The organism is Salinicola halophyticus (assembly GCF_003206695.1).
GTDB classification, from domain to species: domain Bacteria; phylum Pseudomonadota; class Gammaproteobacteria; order Pseudomonadales; family Halomonadaceae; genus Salinicola; species Salinicola halophyticus.
On record NZ_PZJN01000003.1, the window covers coordinates 23,582 to 41,621 of the forward strand.

Annotated in this window: 7 protein-coding genes; 3 read left to right on the forward strand and 4 right to left on the reverse strand. The window is 61.3% G+C overall.

What is annotated here, in order from left to right:
• Positions 1-659: 659 nt before the first annotated feature.
• Both DOM58_RS02235 and DOM58_RS02240 read left to right on the forward strand, forming a co-directional pair.
• The gene (locus DOM58_RS02235) at positions 660-8,126 is read left to right on the forward strand and encodes a carbohydrate-binding protein (RefSeq protein WP_245392118.1); all 7,467 of its coding nucleotides are present in this window, start codon (positions 660-662) and stop codon (positions 8,124-8,126) included.
• A 152-nt stretch (positions 8,127-8,278) separates the two neighbouring features.
• The gene (locus DOM58_RS02240) at positions 8,279-11,680 is read left to right on the forward strand and encodes a carbohydrate-binding protein (protein WP_110691622.1); all 3,402 of its coding nucleotides are present in this window, start codon (positions 8,279-8,281) and stop codon (positions 11,678-11,680) included.
• A 115-nt stretch (positions 11,681-11,795) separates the two neighbouring features.
• Here DOM58_RS02240 and DOM58_RS02245 read toward each other — a convergent pair whose 3' ends face one another.
• The 4 genes from DOM58_RS02245 to leuS all read right to left on the reverse strand — a co-directional run bounded on the left by DOM58_RS02245 (position 11,796) and on the right by leuS (position 17,272).
• The gene (locus tag DOM58_RS02245) at positions 11,796-12,992 is read right to left on the reverse strand and encodes a multidrug effflux MFS transporter (protein WP_110691623.1); all 1,197 of its coding nucleotides are present in this window, start codon (positions 12,990-12,992) and stop codon (positions 11,796-11,798) included.
• Positions 12,993-13,107: 115 nt separating this feature from the next.
• Positions 13,108-14,166, reverse strand: a complete 1,059-nt coding sequence (holA, locus tag DOM58_RS02250; protein ID WP_075561949.1) for a DNA polymerase III subunit delta — start codon at positions 14,164-14,166, stop codon at positions 13,108-13,110.
• Positions 14,163-14,651 carry an LPS-assembly lipoprotein LptE gene (locus DOM58_RS02255; protein ID WP_075561950.1) on the reverse strand — a complete coding sequence of 163 codons (489 nt, stop codon included), beginning with the start codon at positions 14,649-14,651 and terminating at the stop codon, positions 14,163-14,165. The genes holA and DOM58_RS02255 overlap by 4 nt, the downstream gene beginning before the upstream one ends.
• A 35-nt stretch (positions 14,652-14,686) precedes the next feature.
• Positions 14,687-17,272, reverse strand: coding sequence for a leucine--tRNA ligase (gene leuS, locus DOM58_RS02260; protein WP_110691624.1), 2,586 nt, complete (start codon positions 17,270-17,272; stop codon positions 14,687-14,689).
• Positions 17,273-17,469: 197 nt separating this feature from the next.
• On the opposite strand from leuS, the gene DOM58_RS02265 reads away from it, so the two are divergent.
• Complete coding sequence (locus tag DOM58_RS02265; RefSeq protein ID WP_075561952.1) at positions 17,470-18,012, forward strand: zinc ribbon-containing protein; 543 nt, start codon at positions 17,470-17,472, stop codon at positions 18,010-18,012.
• Positions 18,013-18,040 lie beyond the last annotated feature (28 nt).

Here is an 18,040-nt window from a genome sequence, read left to right on the forward strand (position 1 = left end):
TGACGTTGTCGGGTGGCGTTGACGAGTAGATCACGTGACCAGCATGCGGAAATTGTGAACAAGTTTACAAGTCTGTTTTTCTGGTTTTATTGGCGTCGGTATCGATATTCTAATCCTTTCTGGATTTTTCATGGGTTATAAAACAATGGCTTGGGTTCTGTCGCGGGCTTGTTTCTACGATTCTATTAAAATGCTGGCGATCAAAACTAGCGCGTTTCATGAGCTGGAGTGTGGTCCTTTGTAATTCCGTGGCATTAGTTTTATAAGTGATTTGGTGTGGTTTTTACCAGTCTTGAAATTTTATGTAAGCGCCGCTGTCATGGGTGGTGTTTCAGCGAGTCTAAGGCGATGATAGCTCAACGAAATCGAAGAGTCTGGAGGCGCTTTTTCACCACTTGGCTACTTAAATTCGTTTTTCGGGTTTAAAAGTTTCAACTTTGCCTTGGCAGGCAGACACGCTAGGTTGCCATCGGTGAGTCTCCACCGGTAGAACTTTAGTCACGCATCAGTTCCAAGGTCTCTGCCAATAACAATCAGCGACAGGTGATGTCCGACACTTCGTTAATGAAGGTGAAATGGCGCCTCTGTCAGCACCGAACGAGAGACGTTCATCTTCGCTCGTTTCACAACCATTAACTCAACGCGTAGGGGCTTCATACATGTTCACGCTATCCATCATCGATGCGCAGACAGGGGACACTGTCGAGACATTGGTACAAGGTGCTGCCATCACTCGGGATTTTATCGGAGACAATTACCGGCTCGAAGTGACGCCCATCGACAGTAGCGGCTTTCTCGCCAGTGACGTGGCCGGCGTGGCCTTGACGTTGACCGATTCGGCCGGCGCAGCCAGCGAAATGGTTTCTACCGAGAGCCCCTACCGGTTCACGTTAGCGTCCGATCTGGATCGCGGTTTGATCAATTTGATGCTGGACGCCCTGGATGACAATGGCCAGTTGCTGGCGGGTAGCGAACAGTCGGTCGATATCGAGATCGTCAACGCTGAAGGCTGGTCGGGCGACGTCTTTACGCTTCAAGGCGAATCGCTGACGCCGGACGATGGCACCTCGGCGGCCGATACCGTGATTCGCTCGCCGTCCAATCCTGAATCGTCGGCAGCCGCCGGCCCCGATGGGCTGTGGAATGGCTCGAGTGGGCCGGGTTATCTCGATATGGGCGGGCAGGTTGGCGACGCGGCCTATTTCGAGGTCGAGGTAGAGACGGCCGGGACTTACCAACTGGATGTCCGCTATGCGGCAAGTGGCGCCGCTGGCGCCTCGCGTCCCATGGCCGTGCTCGTCGATGGCGTCGATCAGGGCAACCTGGCATTTCCGTCGACCGGTACCGGTACGGCCGGATGGGAAACCTGGGGCAGCGGCTCGCTGACATTGAACCTGAGTAGCGGGACCAACGTGGTTAGCCTGCAGAACGTCATCGGCGGCGGCCCGAACATCGACAGTCTGACGTTGACCGCGGTCGCGGCGGACGACGGTCCGGCATCTCTGGTCATCCAGGCCGAAGATATGAATCTGGTCTCTATCGACGACAGCGGGGCGACGAACAGCCCCGGCTTGACCCGAGTCGTCGACAGTCAACATCCCGATGCGCTCGGCAATGTCGGCGCCGGTGCGATCGGTGGTGGTTACGTCGATTTTGGCACCGACGCGGGAGACGCCGTGACTTTTGACGTCGCGCCCAATGAGCCTGGCGTCTACACCGCGACGATTCGCTACGTCAATGGCGGGACGGGAGATCGGCCGTTGCTGCTGTCCGTCAACGGCGCGGAACCCACGCTGGTTTCGTTTCCGCCGACGGGGTCCTGGACCAACTGGAGCGAGATCAGCGTGTCGGTGCCGCTGTCCGATAGCGACAATACGCTGACATTGACGCTGCCATCGACCGCCCAGGGAGGCGTGCCCAACGGTCCCAATATCGATCAGATCAGTTTCGAGTATGCAGACGCGCTGCCGGCAGATCCGACGCTGGTATTCTCGATCGAGGGAGAAGCACTCGCTATCGATGATGGCTCCTCCCTCGCCGATACCGTGGTACGCAGTGCCGATAACCCGGAACCCAGCGGTGGCGGTGCGGACCACCTGTGGGGAGACTTCAGTGGCTCCGGTTATCTGGATATGGGGGCGCAGGCAGGGGACGCGGGATCTTTCTCGGTCAACGTTGCCGAGGCGGGCACCTATCTGCTGACGATCCGTTATGCCGCCAGTGGACCCAATAATCGTCCGATGGCGCTGTCGGTCGACGGTGAATCTCAGGGAAGGATCGACTTCGCGTCGACGGGAACGGGGAGTGCGGGGTGGGACAACTGGACGGAGACCACCGTCCAGATCGATCTCGACACTGGTGCCAATGTGGTTCGACTCGCCAACATTGGCACCACCGGCCCCAACATCGACAGTCTGTCGATTCATTCGATGGCGGACGACGGCGGCGGTAATCCGGGCGCCGAGCCTGTTAACCGATTCGAGGCCAAGATCAATTTTCAGCCGAATGGAGCGGCGACGCCGGAGGGTTACGTCGCCGACACGGGCCTGGCCTTCGGGCAGCAGTCGCTGCAGGTGGATGGCCAGACATACCAGTATGGATGGGTGACGGCGGGGTCGATCGCCGACGGAACGGACAACGGCACGACGCCAATGGCGATCGCCGGTCAGGATGGCGATGCACTCGGCGACCGCAGCGGGTCACTCGACGATGTCGATCCGTTGCAGGCCACTTATGCTGGGTTCGACAAACCGGGCTACAGCCAGGCGGCGGGCTGGGAGATCGAGCTGGAGGATGGCTACTACGAAGTCACGATCTCGATCGGTGATAGCGGTGGCGCTTACGATAGCGTCAACGCCATCAATGCCGAGGGCGAAGCCTTCAACACGCCGTTCGCCTCGTCGCGGCCGAGCGGATTTCCGGCCGACAACGATCCCACCGACGATAGCGATGGCTATCGTTCCAGTCTGATCACGCGGGTCGTCCAGGTCACCGATGGCCGGCTTACCCTGGACTCTCTCGGCGTCGACGGCAACAACACCGAAATTCAGTACATCGAGATCCAGTCGCTGCCCGATCTGACCCCCGACGACGACCGCGAGGCACCGGCGGATTACGCCTATTTTACCGACCCTAGAGCGGTGGCAGGGGTAGGGCAGCAGCAGGTCGAAGTCCATCTGCAGGCCGATGATGGGACCCAGCCGGTCGGTATCGATCCGACCTCGGATTTCTTCATCGGAATCTCGGTCGTCGAGGGCCGCGGCGGTGCACTGTTGGAGAGCCTCAACGATGGCTCGGTGAAACTCTTCAACACCGTTACCGGCGAAGACGTGGCTTTCAACATCAACACCACCGGCGGCTTCGATTCGCTGACCATATCGCCGACGGACGAGCTGGACGAATACACCAGCTACACGTTGGTGATCGATGGCTTTCAGGACCGTGGCAGCAACACCGATCCGGATGCGCCGACCCGAGAGTTCCAGAAGTTCACCACCACGTTCGTCACCGGGGCCGAGGCGGAGGTTCAGGACAGCGAGGTAGCGTTCGGTACCCATGTCGAGCTCGACGGCGCGCAGGACGGCGCCTATCTGTTCAGCTCCATTACCCTCTCTCCCGACAACACCCAGATGTACGTGTCGACCCTGAACGGCGAGATCAAGCGTTACGATATCGATGCCGTGACAGGGGAGCTTTCCAATGAGCAGACGCTGGCACTGGACTATTTCCAGACCGACGCCGGCGCCCGCGGTATTGTCGGGCTTACCTTCGATCCGACCGATCCCAACGTGCTGTGGGTGACCGATAATTACCCGATCCCGCTGACGGGGCGCGACAACGCCGTACCGGATTTCAGCGGCCGAGTCAGCAAGATCACGATCGATGATAGTGACGGTACGTTTTCGGGATCGGCGGAAACTTATATCTCGGGCCTGCCGCGTTCCAACGGCGACCACGTCACCAACAGCCTGGTCTTCCACGCCAACCCGGAATACGACGCCGAGACCAATCCCGACGTGCCGCCCTATCTGCTGTACGTCTCGCAGGGTGCCAATACAGCGATGGGCGGCGACGACAGCGCCTGGGGTAATCGTCCGGAACGGCTACTGAACGCCGCGGTATTGGAGGTCGATCCGACTCGAGAGGCACCCACAGGCGGTTTCGATGTCTCGACCGAACCGCTCCCCACCGATGGCTCCAATACCCGTTATCAGGATGATGACGGCGATATCAAGAACGGGCCCATCGATATGGGCGGTGGCCAGTACCTGGTGTTCGCGCAAGACGGCACTGCATCGATGCAGGACGTCAATGGCAATGTGCTGATCGATTATTACGATCCGTTTGCCGACGATGCGGTACTCAAGATCTATGCGACCGGCATTCGTAACGCCTACGACCTGGTCTGGCACTCCAATGGCAATCTGTACGCCTCGACCAATGGCTCCGCGGCTGGCGGTGTCACCCCCGATGATCCTTCCACGGACTACAACGAGGCCTTGAGCAACGTCGGTATCGAAGACGACTGGCTGTTCAAGGTCGACCAGGGCGGCTACTACGGCCATCCGGACTCGCTGCGCGACGAATACATTTTCAACGGCGGCAATCCGACCGATGGCGATGATCTCTACGAGACGGGCGATTACGAGGTCGGGACCCAACCCGACAGCAACTATCGATTCGACGATATCTATTCGCTGGGCACCAATCGATCGCCGAACGGCGCGATCGAATACACCAGCAATATCTTCGGGGCAACGCTGAATGGAAGCCTGCTGTTCGTCGAGTACTCGGGAGGCGACGATATTCGCTGGGTCTCGTTGGACGAGGATGGCAATGTCGCGAGCGACAACGTGCTGCGCGACGTGGACGGCAATGTCATCAAATACGTCGACCCGCTGGATATCATCGAGAACCCGCTGACTGGCCAGCTCTATCTGATGACGCTCAACCGCAGTACCGGCGAGAGCCAGGTCATACGCCTGGACCCCGTGCCCGGTGATGTCATCGTGCCCGGCGATGGAGACGCCGATCTGACCACGATCGCTACGGTTCAGGCCGAGGATGAGTCTCAGGCCGTCATCGCCTCTGGCGCAGATGCCCAGATCGTGATTCGCGATGGCGACACGCCGGAGGTCAGCCCGACCAATCCGCCTTATGGCATTCGGCCGGGCGCCTACGGGCTGGATGGCAACACCGATTACAGCGACGGCATCGTCGGCGGGTATGCCGACTTCGGTTCTACCACCGCCGACTTCATCACCTTCAACGTCGACATTAGCGCCGCCGATGCTGGTGACGCCGTCCTCAGGGTGCGTTATGCCAATGGGGGAACGGCAAATCGGCCGCTGGAGGTCTTCGTCAATGACGAGAGCATCGGCACCTACGCCTTCCAGCCACCGGTCGGCGCCAGTGGCGACGCGGCATGGAATACCTGGCAGACGTTGGATATCCCGGCTGAACTGATAGCCGGGGCCAACAGCATCCGCCTGCAGTCAACGACCAATACCGGGCCCAACATCGATCAGCTGGAAGTCCTGATTCACGATACGACACCGGGCTATGCGGCTTATGAAGCGGAGACCGCGACCCTCGAGGGCGGCGCGATCGTCGTCCCTACGACGCAGAGCGACCGCGACGCCTCGGGCACCGGCTTCGTCGACTTCGTGGGCACCGGCGATCAAACCATTACCTGGGACGTGGATGTCGACCAGAGCGGCGTTTACGGGGTCGCTTTCCGCTACTCGCTCACGACCGGCAAGGCCGATCGCCCTCTGGCGCTGACGGTCAATGGAGAGAGCTACCCGGCTGTCAATTTTCCTGCCGAGAGCCAGACGGTCAGCGACTGGGTTACCCAGACCGTCAATATGACGCTGACCGCCGGCACTAACTCGATATCGGTGACCGCGCCCAACGGCGTCGGACCGGATATCGATTCGCTGGAAGTGCCGGATGCGCCTCTGGCGGCCTCTAGTAACGGTGAAATCAGCGTGGTCAGCACCGATCCGGCGTACTTCGATGATCGTATCGCTTTCAATTATCTGGAGAACAATGAAGCCACCCACCCTGAGAACGGACCTCGGGAGTACAAGGACAGCGGTTCGGTCGTCATCACCAACAACGGCACCGGGGAATTGGCGGTCGGTAGCGTGGCGGTGAGCGGTCCATTCATGTTGGCCGACGCCCACTTGCTGGACGATTTGAGATTGGCCCCCGGTGCCTCCATCGAGGTTGGCGTCCTGTTCAACCGGGAAGCCTATACCCCCCCGGCCGGTAACGCCGATGACGGCGTGTTCGAGGGCACGTTGACGATTCAATCCGACGACGTGGATCACCCCGTCACCGAAATTCAGCTGGCCGGCTTCTGGCAGGCGCGCGACGAGGGCGGCTGGGAGCCCAATCTCAACGAAATCTGGCAGGTCTTTGGCTTCGGTAATCATGTCGACGGGCTCTCCACGCTGGAGGGTGGCGGCCTGTCGGAGGTGGATACTGGCGGACGCTACGAAGCCGCGCTGGAGGGCGAAGTTCTCTCGCGTTACTGGCAGGTTGCCGACGGCGCCGAGACGGCCAAGGTCACGCAGTTGGCGGGCTTGCACGGTCCGGGAGGCGCGTTACTTGCCATGCACGAGCCCGGCGACAAGAGCGATGCCAGAAGTCTGGTTCATCATGACTCGCCCTATAATCAGTCTTTCCTGCCGCTCCTCGCCAACGGCGGTTTCGCGACCACGACGATCAGTCGCGCGCAGGTACCGGATGCCTGGCTGGGCGACGATATCTTCGGTTTTTCGGCGGCAAGCGTGTCGACCGACCCGTCTCTCAATAACCAGTCCTCCAACGCCGACCCGGGAATCGAGACCGGTTACTATTTCCGCATGGTCCAAGCTTTTGACGCCGACGGAAACGCGATCGCGAACACCTATTTTGCGCTGATGGACTATAACGGCGGCAATTCCGACTACAACGACAACGTTTATCTGATCGAAGGGATTCAACCCGCGACACGAACGCCTTTCAACGAGACCGCGACGCCCTGGGAGGTCGATCAGAGCGGCCTGACGCTGGATGCCGCGCTGTTCGACGAGGGCGCGCCGTACCTGACCTACGAGGATGCCAGCGAGACTCAACTGGGCAGCAACTTCCGCGAGGGCGGGGTGGACATCCAGGGCAACGGGGATGCCATCGGCTGGATCGAGAACGGGGAGTGGGTCGAATATACGCTGGAGGTCGATCAGGCCGGCGTCTACGATCTCTCATTCCTGTCTGCAATGGGCGCCCAGACTGGCAGCGCCCGTTCGATCACGGCGTCTTTCGACAATGGCGCCGGCGTCTATGAAGTGGCGACGATCGGCGTCGACTACACGGGCGGTTGGAGCACATTCGCAGAGACCGAAAGTCAGAACGTGGCGTTGGAAGCGGGCACGCAGACCCTGCGTCTTACCTTCAACGGCGGATCGCAGAATCTGGAATCGTTCAGTCTGGCGCCGCCTTCGCAAACGGCATTCAATGAGTCGGGTACGCCGTGGACGGTCGACGATGGCCTCACGCTGAACGCGGGGCTTTATGACCAGGGTGGCCCGGAAGTCGCTTATCACGACAGCAGCGAGACCCAGCTGGGCGACAACACCCGAAATGAAGGCGTCGATCTACGCGACAACGGCAATACGATCGGTTCGGTCGCCAATGGCGAATGGGTGGAATACACCATCGATGTCGCCGCGGCGGGGACCTATCAGCTGTCGTTTGCCGCGGCGACGATGTCCAGCGGGCGAACGGTGACCGCAAGCGTCGAGCAGGACGGCGCCGTCTATACCAGCGCCACGCCCCAGGCGGTGACCAATACCGGCGGTTGGACCAACTATCAGGCCAACAACGGTATCGAGCTGGATCTCGCCGCTGGCGAGCAGACGCTTCGGCTGACGTTCAATGGCGGCGCGATGAACCTGCAGTCGTTCACGTTGACGCCGGAAGCCAATGCGGCAACCACTGCGACTGCCTCGACGATGTCGCTGATGACGGCTGACGACGACGGTTCCGGTTCGATTCCGTTGCTGGATGATGTCGTCGTACTCAGCGATGACGTCGCCCTGGCAGGTGTCGACCAGCCGGAGCACGTCGGCGTCGCCTAAGACCAGATCCCACTGAACCCTCATTCCGATCCGTCGGTCAACAAGCCGGGCAGCCATGGGGGTGCCCGGCCTCCTCGTCCCCCGGGCAAGCAATCGAAGTCGAGGGCGGCTTTTACAACCCCGTACCCCCATAACGCGTAGAGGCTTCATACATGTTCACGTTGTCAATCATCGATGTGCAGACAGGCAACATCGTCAAGACATTGGCACCGGGCGCTGCTATTACCCGTGATTTGCTCGGCGACGATTATCGGCTCGAGGTGACGCCCATCGACAGTAGCGGTTTTCTCGCCAGTGACGTGGCCGGCGTCGCCTTGACGCTGACCGACTCGACTGGTGCAGCCAGCGAACTGGTTTCTACCGACACTCCCTATCGGTTCCCTTTGGCGTCCGATCTGGATCGCGGGGTGACCAACCTGAAATTGGATGCGCTTGATGACAGCGGCCAGCAGCTGACGAACGGTGAGCAGTCGGTCGATGTCGAGATCGTCAACGCCGAAGGTTGGTCGGGCGATGTCTTCACTCTCCAGGGCGAATCGTTGCTGATCGACGATGGTGCTTCGATCGCCGACACGGTCGTTCGCAATGCCAATAATCCCGAATCGAGTGGTGGCGGTGCCGATCGTCTTTGGGGCGAGTTCAGCGGATCCGGCTATCTGGATATGGGTTCTCAGGCGGGGGATGCGGGGTCGTTTTCGGTCAACGTCGCCGAAGCGGGGACCTATCTGTTGACGGTTCGCTACGCTGCCAGTGGCTCCAGCGATCGCCCGATGACACTGTCGGTGGACGGCGATCCGCAGGGGACGATTGCCTTTGCATCGACTGGCGTGGGTAGCGCGGGCTGGGAAAACTGGACGGAGACTACCGTCGAGATCGATCTTGGTGCCGGGGACAATGTGGTTCGACTCGCCAACGTGGGCAATACCGGCCCCAACATCGACCGGCTGCAATTGCAGAGGGAGGACACGGCGCCGGAGTATAAAATTTATGAGGCCGAGAATGCCGTTCTACAGGGCGGCGCGATCGTCGTCCCCACGACGCAGAGCGACCGCGATGCGTCGGGTACCGGGTTCGTCGACTTCGTGGGCACCGGTGATCAGACCGTTACCTGGAACGTGGACGTCGGCCAGAGCGGCGTTTACGAGGTCACTTTCCGCTACTCCCTGACCACCGGCAAGGCCGATCGTCCCCTGGCGCTGACGGTCAACGGAGAGAGCTACCCGGCTGTCAATTTTCCTGCCGAGAGCCGGACCGTCAGCGACTGGGTCACCCAGACGGTGAAGATGACGTTGAGTGAAGGTAGCAACACCATCGCGGTGACCGCGCCCAACGGCGTCGGCCCGGATATCGATTCGCTGGAAGTGCCCGCCGCGCCCTTGGCGGTCATCAGCAATGGCGACATCAGCATCGTCAGTACCGATCCGGCTTATTTCGATGATCGCATCGCTTTCAATTATCTCGAAGACAACGATGCCACCAGCTCGTCTCCCGTGGCGCGGGAGTACAAGGATAGTGGCTCGGTCATCATCACCAATAACGGTACCGGGGAATTGGGGGTCGATAGCGTGAAGCTGAGCGGCCCGTTCATGCTGGCGGATGCGGATGCCCTGAACGATCTGAGATTGGCACCCGGGGAATCCATCGAAGTGGGCGTCCTATTCAATCGCGCCGCTTATACGCCGCCGGCCAGCAATGCCGCCGACGGCGTGTTCGAAGGCACCATGACGATCGTCTCGGACGACGCCGACCAACCGGTGACGGAGATCCAGCTGGCCGGCTTCTGGCAGGCGCGCGACGAGGGCGGCTGGGAGCCCAATCTCAACGAAATCTGGCGGGTGTTCGGCTTCGGCAATCACATCGATGGCTTGTCGACGCTCGACGGTGGCGGTGAGTCCGTGCTGCAGGATTTCGATCTCTACCGAGCGGTCAATGATCAGGAAGTGCTGTCACGCTACTGGCAGATTGCGGACGGCGTGGAATCGGTTACGGTCACGCAGTTGGCCGCGCTACACGGGTATAGCGGTGCACTGCTTGCGCTGCATGCCCCGGGTGACAAGTCGGCGCGAGTGTCGCTGAGCAATCATGACAGCCTGTATAGCCAGTCGTTCTTACCGCAAGTGGCCAATGGCGATTATGCCACTTCGATCTTTAATGCAGGCCGGATCCCCGACAGCTGGGCGGGCGACGATATCTTCGGGATCTCGATCGCCAACCAGTCGACCGATCCGTCGTTGAATCCTCATGGGGGGAACACGCCTCCGGCCGAGGATGCCGGGATCGAACGTGGCCATACCGTGCGCGTTTTTCAGGCCTACGACACCGATGGCAATGCCATCGCCAATACATACTTCGTGGTCATGGACTACACCGGTATCAACTATGACTACAACGACAACGTCTTCCTGGTCGAAGGTATCGAGCCGGCCGCGAGAACGCCTTTCAACGAGTCCGCTACACCCTGGGTCGTCGAACAGAGCGGCCTGACGCTGGACGCGGCACTATTCGATGAGGGCGCGTCGTATCTGACCTACAAGGATTCCAGCGAGACCCAAATGGGGACTCACTTCCGCGAGGGCGGGGTGGACATCCAGGGCAACGGGGATGCCATCGGCTGGATCGAAAACGGGGAGTGGGTCGAATACACGCTCGAGATCGATCAGGCCGGCGTCTACGATTTGTCGTTCCTGTCCGCATTGGGCGCACAGACCGGCAGCGCCCGCTCGATCACTGCCACCTTCGACAATGGCGCCGGCGTCTATGAAGTGGCGACAATCGGCGTGGACTACACGGGCGGTTGGAGCACATTCGCAGAGACCGAAAGTCAGAACGTGGCGTTGGAAGCGGGCACGCAGACCCTGCGTCTGACTTTCAACGGCGGATCGCAGAATCTGGAATCGTTCAGTCTGGCACCGCCTTCGCAAACGGCATTCAACGACTCGGCTACGCCCTGGGCCGTCGACGATGGCCTCACGCTGAACGCGGGGCTTTATGACCAGGGCGGCCCAGAGGTCGCTTATCACGACAGCAGCGAGACCCAGCTGGGCGACACCACCCGAAACGAAGGCGTCGATCTGCGCGACAACGGCAATTCGATCGGCTCGATCGCCAACGGCGAATGGGTGGAATACACCATCGACGTTGCCACGGCGGGTACCTATCAGCTGTCATTCGCTGCGGCGACGATGTCCAGCGGGCGAACGGTGACCGCAAGCGTCGAGCAGGATGGCGCCGTCTATACCAGCGCCACGCCCCAGGCGGTGACCAATACCGGCGGTTGGAACAACTATCAGGCCAACGACGGTATCGAGCTGGATCTCGCCGCCGGCGAGCAGACACTTCGGCTGACGTTCAACGGCGGCGCGATGAACCTGAAATCGTTCACGTTGACGCCGGAAGCCAACGCGGCAACCACTGCCTCAGCCTCGACGATGTCGCTGATGACGGCTGACGACGACGGTCCCGGTTCGATTCCGTTGCTGGATGATGTCGTCGTACTCAGCGATGACGTCGCCCTGGCAGGTGTCGACCAGCCAGAGCACGCCAGCATCGCCTAGGCACTCACGCCAGGTTCTCATGCTTGGCGTCTGCACTCGGGTCGTTTCATTCATCGATCGATAGCCGGGCCCTGGGGCCCGGCTTTTTCATGTCGACAGGAGGCAGCAGCATCGTTCAGGGCGAACCGGTACCCACCGCGCGTTGAGGGCGCAGCACACCGATGATGACGCCCATGCAGATCAGCGAGCAGAGGAACATCGACGCGATGACCCAGCTCAGCGTTTCCGGCAGCAAGGTCGACAGCGCACTGAGCGTCCCGGCAATCCCGAACTGGCAGGCACCCAGCAGAGAAGCCGCGGTGCCGCCATGGCGTTCGAAATACTCCATGAAGCAGGCCTGATTGTTGGGTACCACGGCGCCCTGGGCACCGATGGTCAGCATCATGGCCGGCAGGAATACCCAGACCGAGACATCGGCCCACGTCGCCAGCGACAGCAGTAGCACGCCAATGAACTGCACGCACAGACAGGTAATCAGAATCTGGCGCGAGGTAAATCGGTTGAGGACGGCGCGATTGGTCAGATTGACCAGCAGCATGATCAGGATATTGGCGCCGAACATCAGCGAAAAGACGCTCTCCGACTGCCCGAAGTGGGCCTGATAAATGAACGATGCGTGAGTGATGAACAGCATCATGACCGAGAAGGCGAAGGCCTGCAGAGCAATGAACGGCAGCGCGGCCCGAGTCGCCAGCACGAAACGGTAGCGCGTCAGCAACGAATCCTGTTGCTGGGCGACGACGCGCGGCTGGGCATGGCGCAGCACCACGCGAGCCTGCAGCGGAACCACGCCAAGCGCGTAGATGGCGAGGAACCAGAAAATGGCGTGCCAGTCGCCCAGCGCCAGCAGCGCACTGCCGATACTCGGCGCGACGCCGGGGGCCACCACCATGATCAGCCCGATCATGCTAAACAGCTTGGCAGCCTCGCGCCCTCTGACCTGGTCCCGGACCAGGGCTGGCACGAGCACCATGATCCAGCCGCCGCCGAAGGCCTGAACGCCGCGTAGCGTCAGCAGCAGATTCAGATCGTCGGTCTGTGTGATCGCCAGGCAGGCGGCAATGAAGATCCCGAGCCCCGCATACATGACCCGAGGTCGTCCGATTCGGTCCGACAGCGGCCCGCCGACCAGTTGGCCGATGGCGAGGCCAAAGATGTAGATCGAAAGACTTCTCGAGACTTCGCCGATGCCGACACCTATCGCGTCTGCCATGGCCGGGAAGGCGGGGAGATAGGCATCGATCGACAGCGGTCCGAGGGCCATGGTGATGGCTAGCACCAGTGGCAGGGCAAAAGAGTAGGAACGAGACATGGGGACCTGTGAAGTTCGTTGCCAAATAGTAGATATTATCAACTATTTGTACGAGCCGCGAGAATTCCAGGTGTCATCTTGTGACCCGAGCGGCCCGACGGGGGCGTCGGAAGCGTCAGGCCGTACGGTAGGCGAAAGGCATTTCTGCCAGCATCCCGCGGCCGCCGGATAGGGTCAGAGCGAGATCCTGCAGGCAATCCCAAACGGGTAGGGCGATGGCGCCCTTGATCGCCAGATCGATGCGCTGGGAGAACATCAGCAGCTTGTGCAGGCGTCGCTGGGGCAGACGCTTGAGCGCCTGCTGATAGCCGGGGCGACGTTTTTCCGGAATCATCGGGCGCTGAGCCTTGCAAGCATGCTCCAGGCTCTGACCCTGGTCGAGGTGCTGAAAGATCGAGAGCAGCGTTCGCAGCTCGCGGGTCAGCGCCCACAGGATGATCGGCGCTTCGACGCCTTCCTGGCGCAGGCCGCGCACGATGCGAACGACACGGTCGCGATCGCCTTTCAGACACGCATCCACCAGCGTGAAGACATCGTAACGCGCACTGCTCTCGACGCCGCTGGCGATCGCTTCGACATCGAGGCGTGCATTGGGCGGCAGCAGCAGTGCCAGTTTCTGCAGCTCCTGATCCGCCGCCAGCAGGTTGCCTTCGGTGCGTTCGCCGAGTAGCCGCGCCGCCTCCATGTCCATGGTGAAACCGTAACGGTTGGCCCGATCGCGCATCCAGAAACCCAGACGCTGATGATCGACCGGCCACACAGGGACGAACAGTCCCAGCTTGTCGAGCGTCTTGAACCATTTGCTCGACTGCGACTTGCGGTCCAGGCGCTGGCTCGACAACAGCAGTACGTTGTCGCTGCCGCCCGCCTGCTCGGCGTAGGCTTCGAGCGCTTTGCTTCCCTCCTGGCCGGGGGACTGGCTGCCGAGGCGCACCTCGATCAGCTTGCTCGAGGCGAACAGCGACAGACTGGCCGCGGACTCCAGGAGCTGCGTCCACTGAAATCCGGATTCGACGTGCATCACCTCGCGTTCTTCGATGCCGCGCTCGCGGGCAACGCGGCGCACGGCATCGCAGGCTTCCAGGTGGATCAGCGGCTCGTCGCCGGCGACCAGTACCACCGGCGGTAGACGTTTCTTGAGCGCCTCTTCCAGCTTGTCGGGAAAAACCTTCATGGCGTCTCGAGCGCGTCCAGTCGGTCGATGAGTTGTTCGGCGGCATCACGACGCAGCTGCCTGACGGCTCCGGTACGCAGCTCCTCACCGGAATAGATATCGTCGGTGGAGAGCAGCACCGTCGTCGACGTCTCCAGCTGCTGCTGGTTGAGCAGGTAGGCGCTATCCGAGACACGCTGGACGGAGAACGGCGCCGTCAGCGTGATTTCGGTCTCGCGGCTGCCGGAGTCGGAGCGGGTCAGGCGAGTCTCGCTGATTCGCTCGTCGCCGAGATTGACGCGCAGGTCGGCGTCGTCGACGACGCGCGTGCCGGCGTTCTCCAGCGAGCGTTTCACTTCTTCGCTGAATGGAGAAACATTGGCGCTCAAGCTGAGTTCAGAAAGACTCAGGGTGGGCTGGTTCAGCCCTCGGAGCTGAAAGCCACAGCCGGCCAGTGCGGTCAGCGATACCGCGAGTAGGCCGGTCAAAACGGTGCGACGAATCATGAAAAGCTCCTTGTCACGGACGGCAATGCAACAACTCAGTTAGCAACAATATTGACCAGTTTACCGGGAACGACGATGACCTTGCGCACGGTCTTGCCTTCGACATGACGCTGCACGTTTTCTTCCGCCAAGGCCAACGACTCAACCGCTGACTTGTCGGCTGCCGCCGGCACGTCGAGTCGAGCTCGCAGCTTGCCGTTGACCTGCACCACCAGTTCGACGCTGGCCTTGACCAGGGCCTCATCGTCCACCACCGGCCAGCTCGCATCGATCACCGGCGTCTGGTGACCCAGCGACTGCCAAAGCGCGTGACAGACGTGCGGCGTGATCGGCGAGAGCAGCAATACGCAGGCTTCGATGGCCTCGCGACTGACGGCAAGGCCTTGCGGCGACGTGTCGTCGAAACGCCCCAGCGCGTTGGTCAGCTCCATCACCGCCGCGATCGCGGTATTGAACGTGGTTCGACGGCCAATGTCGTCACCCGCCTTGGCGATGGTCTCGTGGGTCTTGCGGCGCAGATCTTTCTGCGCGTCATCCAGCACGGCCACGTCGAGTGACGCCGGCGTACCCGCCGCAACATGATCGGCGACCAGCTTCCACAGCCGCTTGAGAAAGCGATGGGAGCCTTCGACGCCGGAATCCGACCACTCTAGGGATTGCTCCGGCGGGGCGGCGAACATCACGAACAGGCGGACGGTATCGGCACCGAAACGATCGATCATCGCCTGCGGGTCGACACCGTTGTTCTTCGACTTGGACATCTTCTCGATGCCGCCCATGGTCACCGGCTGGCCATCGTCGATCAGTCTGGCACTGATCGGACGGCCCTTGTCGTCACGTTCGACCTCGACATCGGCAGGATTGAACCACGCCTTGCCGCCGTTGGCTTCTTCGCGATAGAAGGTCTCGGCGATCACCATGCCCTGGGTCAGCAGGCGCTGGAAGGGCTCGTCGCTATTGACTAGGCCTTCGTCGCGCATCAGCTTGTGAAAGAACCGGGCGTAGAGCAGGTGCAGGATCGCGTGCTCGATACCGCCGATGTAGAGATCCACCGGTAGCCAGTAGTTGGCGCGGTCGTCGAGCATCGCCTCCGGATTGTCGGCACAGCAGAAGCGGGCGTAGTACCAGGAAGACTCCATAAAGGTGTCGAAGGTATCGGTTTCCCGCGTCCAGCCATCACCCAGGTCGTAGAAGGACGGCATCTTCTTCAGCGGCGAGCCCGAGGCGTCGACTTCGACTTCCATCGGCAGCGCCACCGGCAGCTCGTCGTCGGTGAGCGGCACGGTCTGGCCTTCGGGGCCGTACTTGACCGGAATCGGTGCGCCCCAGTAGCGCTGGCGGGCGACGCCCCAGTCCCGCAGCCGGTATTGGGTCTTGATCCTGCCGCGGCCTTCGGACTCGAGTCGGGCGGCGACGGCAGTGAAGGCGGCTTCGAATTCGAGGCCGTCGAACTCGCCGGAGTGGATCAGCTTGCCATGATCGACGAAGGCACCCGCGGAGAGATCCGGCGTGCTGCCGTCAGCGTCGGCGATGACCGGCTGGATCGGCAGCGCATATTTCGTCGCGAACTCCCAGTCGCGCTGATCGTGGCCAGGCACGGCCATGACAGCCCCGGTGCCGTACTCCATCAGCACGAAGTTGGCGACGAAGATCGGCACTTCCTGGCCGGTCAGCGGATGGATCGCACGATAACCGGTATCGCGGCCGCGCTTTTCCATGGTCGCCAGCTCGGCTTCGGAGTTGCCGCCTTGCTGACATTCGAGCAGGAATTCGGCCATGGCCGGATCCTGTTCCGCGGCGCGCTTCGCCAGCGGATGGCCAGCGGCCACCGCCATGTAAGTGACGCCATACAGCGTATCGGGACGAGTGGTGTAGACATCGAGCCGGGCATTGGCGTCCGCCGCATCCAGGCCGGCCACGTCGAAACTCAGTTCGACGCCGCGGGACTTGCCGATCCAGTTGCGCTGCATGGTCTTGACCTGCTCGGGCCACTCGACCTTGTCGAGGTCGGCCAGCAGTTCATCCGCGTAGTCGGTGATCTTGAGAAACCACAGCGGGATCTCCTTGCGTTCGACACGCGCGCCGGAACGCCAGCCACGGCCGTCGATGACCTGCTCGTTGGCGAGTACCGTCTGGTCGACCGGGTCCCAGTTGACCGTCGACATCTTCTTGTAGACGACGCCTTTCTCGACCAGCTTGGCAAAAAACCACTGCTCCCAGCGGTAGTAGTCGACGTCGCAGGTCGCGAATTCACGATTCCAGTCATAGGCGAACCCCAGCGACTTGAGCTGGCTGCGCATGGCGTCGATGTTCTCGTAGGTCCACTTGCCCGGCGCTACGCGATTCTTGATCGCGGCGTTCTCGGCCGGCATGCCGAAGGCGTCCCACCCCATCGGCTGCAGCACGTTCTTGCCCTGCATGCGCTGGAAACGCGTCACCACATCACCGATGGTGTAATTGCGCACATGACCCATATGCAGCTTGCCGCTGGGATAGGGGAACATCGACAGGCAATAGAACTTCTCGCGTGTCGCATCCTCGACGGCCTTGAAGCTCTGGTTCCGGTTCCAGTATTGCTGGGCGGCGTTTTCGATCGCTTGCGGGTTGTACTGTGCGTCCATCGGTTTGGTCAGGCACCTTGCGTTCGGCGTGTGGGAGCGCCAGAGTCCCCGCGAAAAGCTATACTCATCACAGACGAAAAGAAGCGGGGCCGGCTTGATTTTTCAGGGCCACAAGCATACCCCAGACCCATCGTCGCAAGTAAGAGCCTGGCATCAAGGCCGGGTGAATCGATCCGCAGCAGCAAAAGGGGATAGCCATGGATGAGCAACAGTCACGACCCGAGGCGCGTTCCCGTCTCAGCGAAGCCTATGAACGCATTCTGACCCGCTTGAAGGACGGCGGCGGAGAACTCTCCTGGGACAGCTTTCAGCACGAACTCGACGAGGCGGTCGCGTTCGAGTCCGAGTTCGAAGAGTTCACCAAGGACGAGGCGGCGCTGCTGCGTGCCTGGGTCGAGCGGGACATGCGAGATTTTCGCCAGTATCTGGCCAGGGGTGGCGAGGGCATCGCGACCTGGCTTGGGATCGACCTCGACGTGCTCTCGCGCCGAGTCAGCGAAGCGCTGTTCTCGATCGCCGATCGCACCACCATCGATCGCGAACGCTTCGATGACGACCTGGAAGCGGCTCGGGCCGACTACACCGCCGGCGAAGTGGCGCTGCCGGGACGCATGAACTGCGTTCACTGTGGCGTCGGCGTGCTGCTCGATCAGGTCGCGCGGCTGGACGCCTGCCACGCCTGCGGACATCGCTACTTCCAGCGCGTTTCCGGAATGCCGCAATCCGAATCGCGGCCCTGAGGCCGCTTTATCGACGCTCACGACTGGC

What these genes read in the sequence shown, in the direction of transcription:
- DOM58_RS02235 (WP_245392118.1), top strand. Translation starts at nt 660, where the DNA reads ATGTTCACGCTATCCATCATCGATGCGCAGACAGGGGACACTGTCGAG.
- DOM58_RS02240 (WP_110691622.1), top strand. Translation starts at nt 8,279, where the DNA reads ATGTTCACGTTGTCAATCATCGATGTGCAGACAGGCAACATCGTCAAG.
- DOM58_RS02245 (WP_110691623.1), bottom strand. Translation starts at nt 12,992, where the DNA reads ATGTCTCGTTCCTACTCTTTTGCCCTGCCACTGGTGCTAGCCATCACC.
- holA (WP_075561949.1), bottom strand. Translation starts at nt 14,166, where the DNA reads ATGAAGGTTTTTCCCGACAAGCTGGAAGAGGCGCTCAAGAAACGTCTA.
- DOM58_RS02255 (WP_075561950.1), bottom strand. Translation starts at nt 14,651, where the DNA reads ATGATTCGTCGCACCGTTTTGACCGGCCTACTCGCGGTATCGCTGACC.
- leuS (WP_110691624.1), bottom strand. Translation starts at nt 17,272, where the DNA reads ATGGACGCACAGTACAACCCGCAAGCGATCGAAAACGCCGCCCAGCAA.
- DOM58_RS02265 (WP_075561952.1), top strand. Translation starts at nt 17,470, where the DNA reads ATGGATGAGCAACAGTCACGACCCGAGGCGCGTTCCCGTCTCAGCGAA.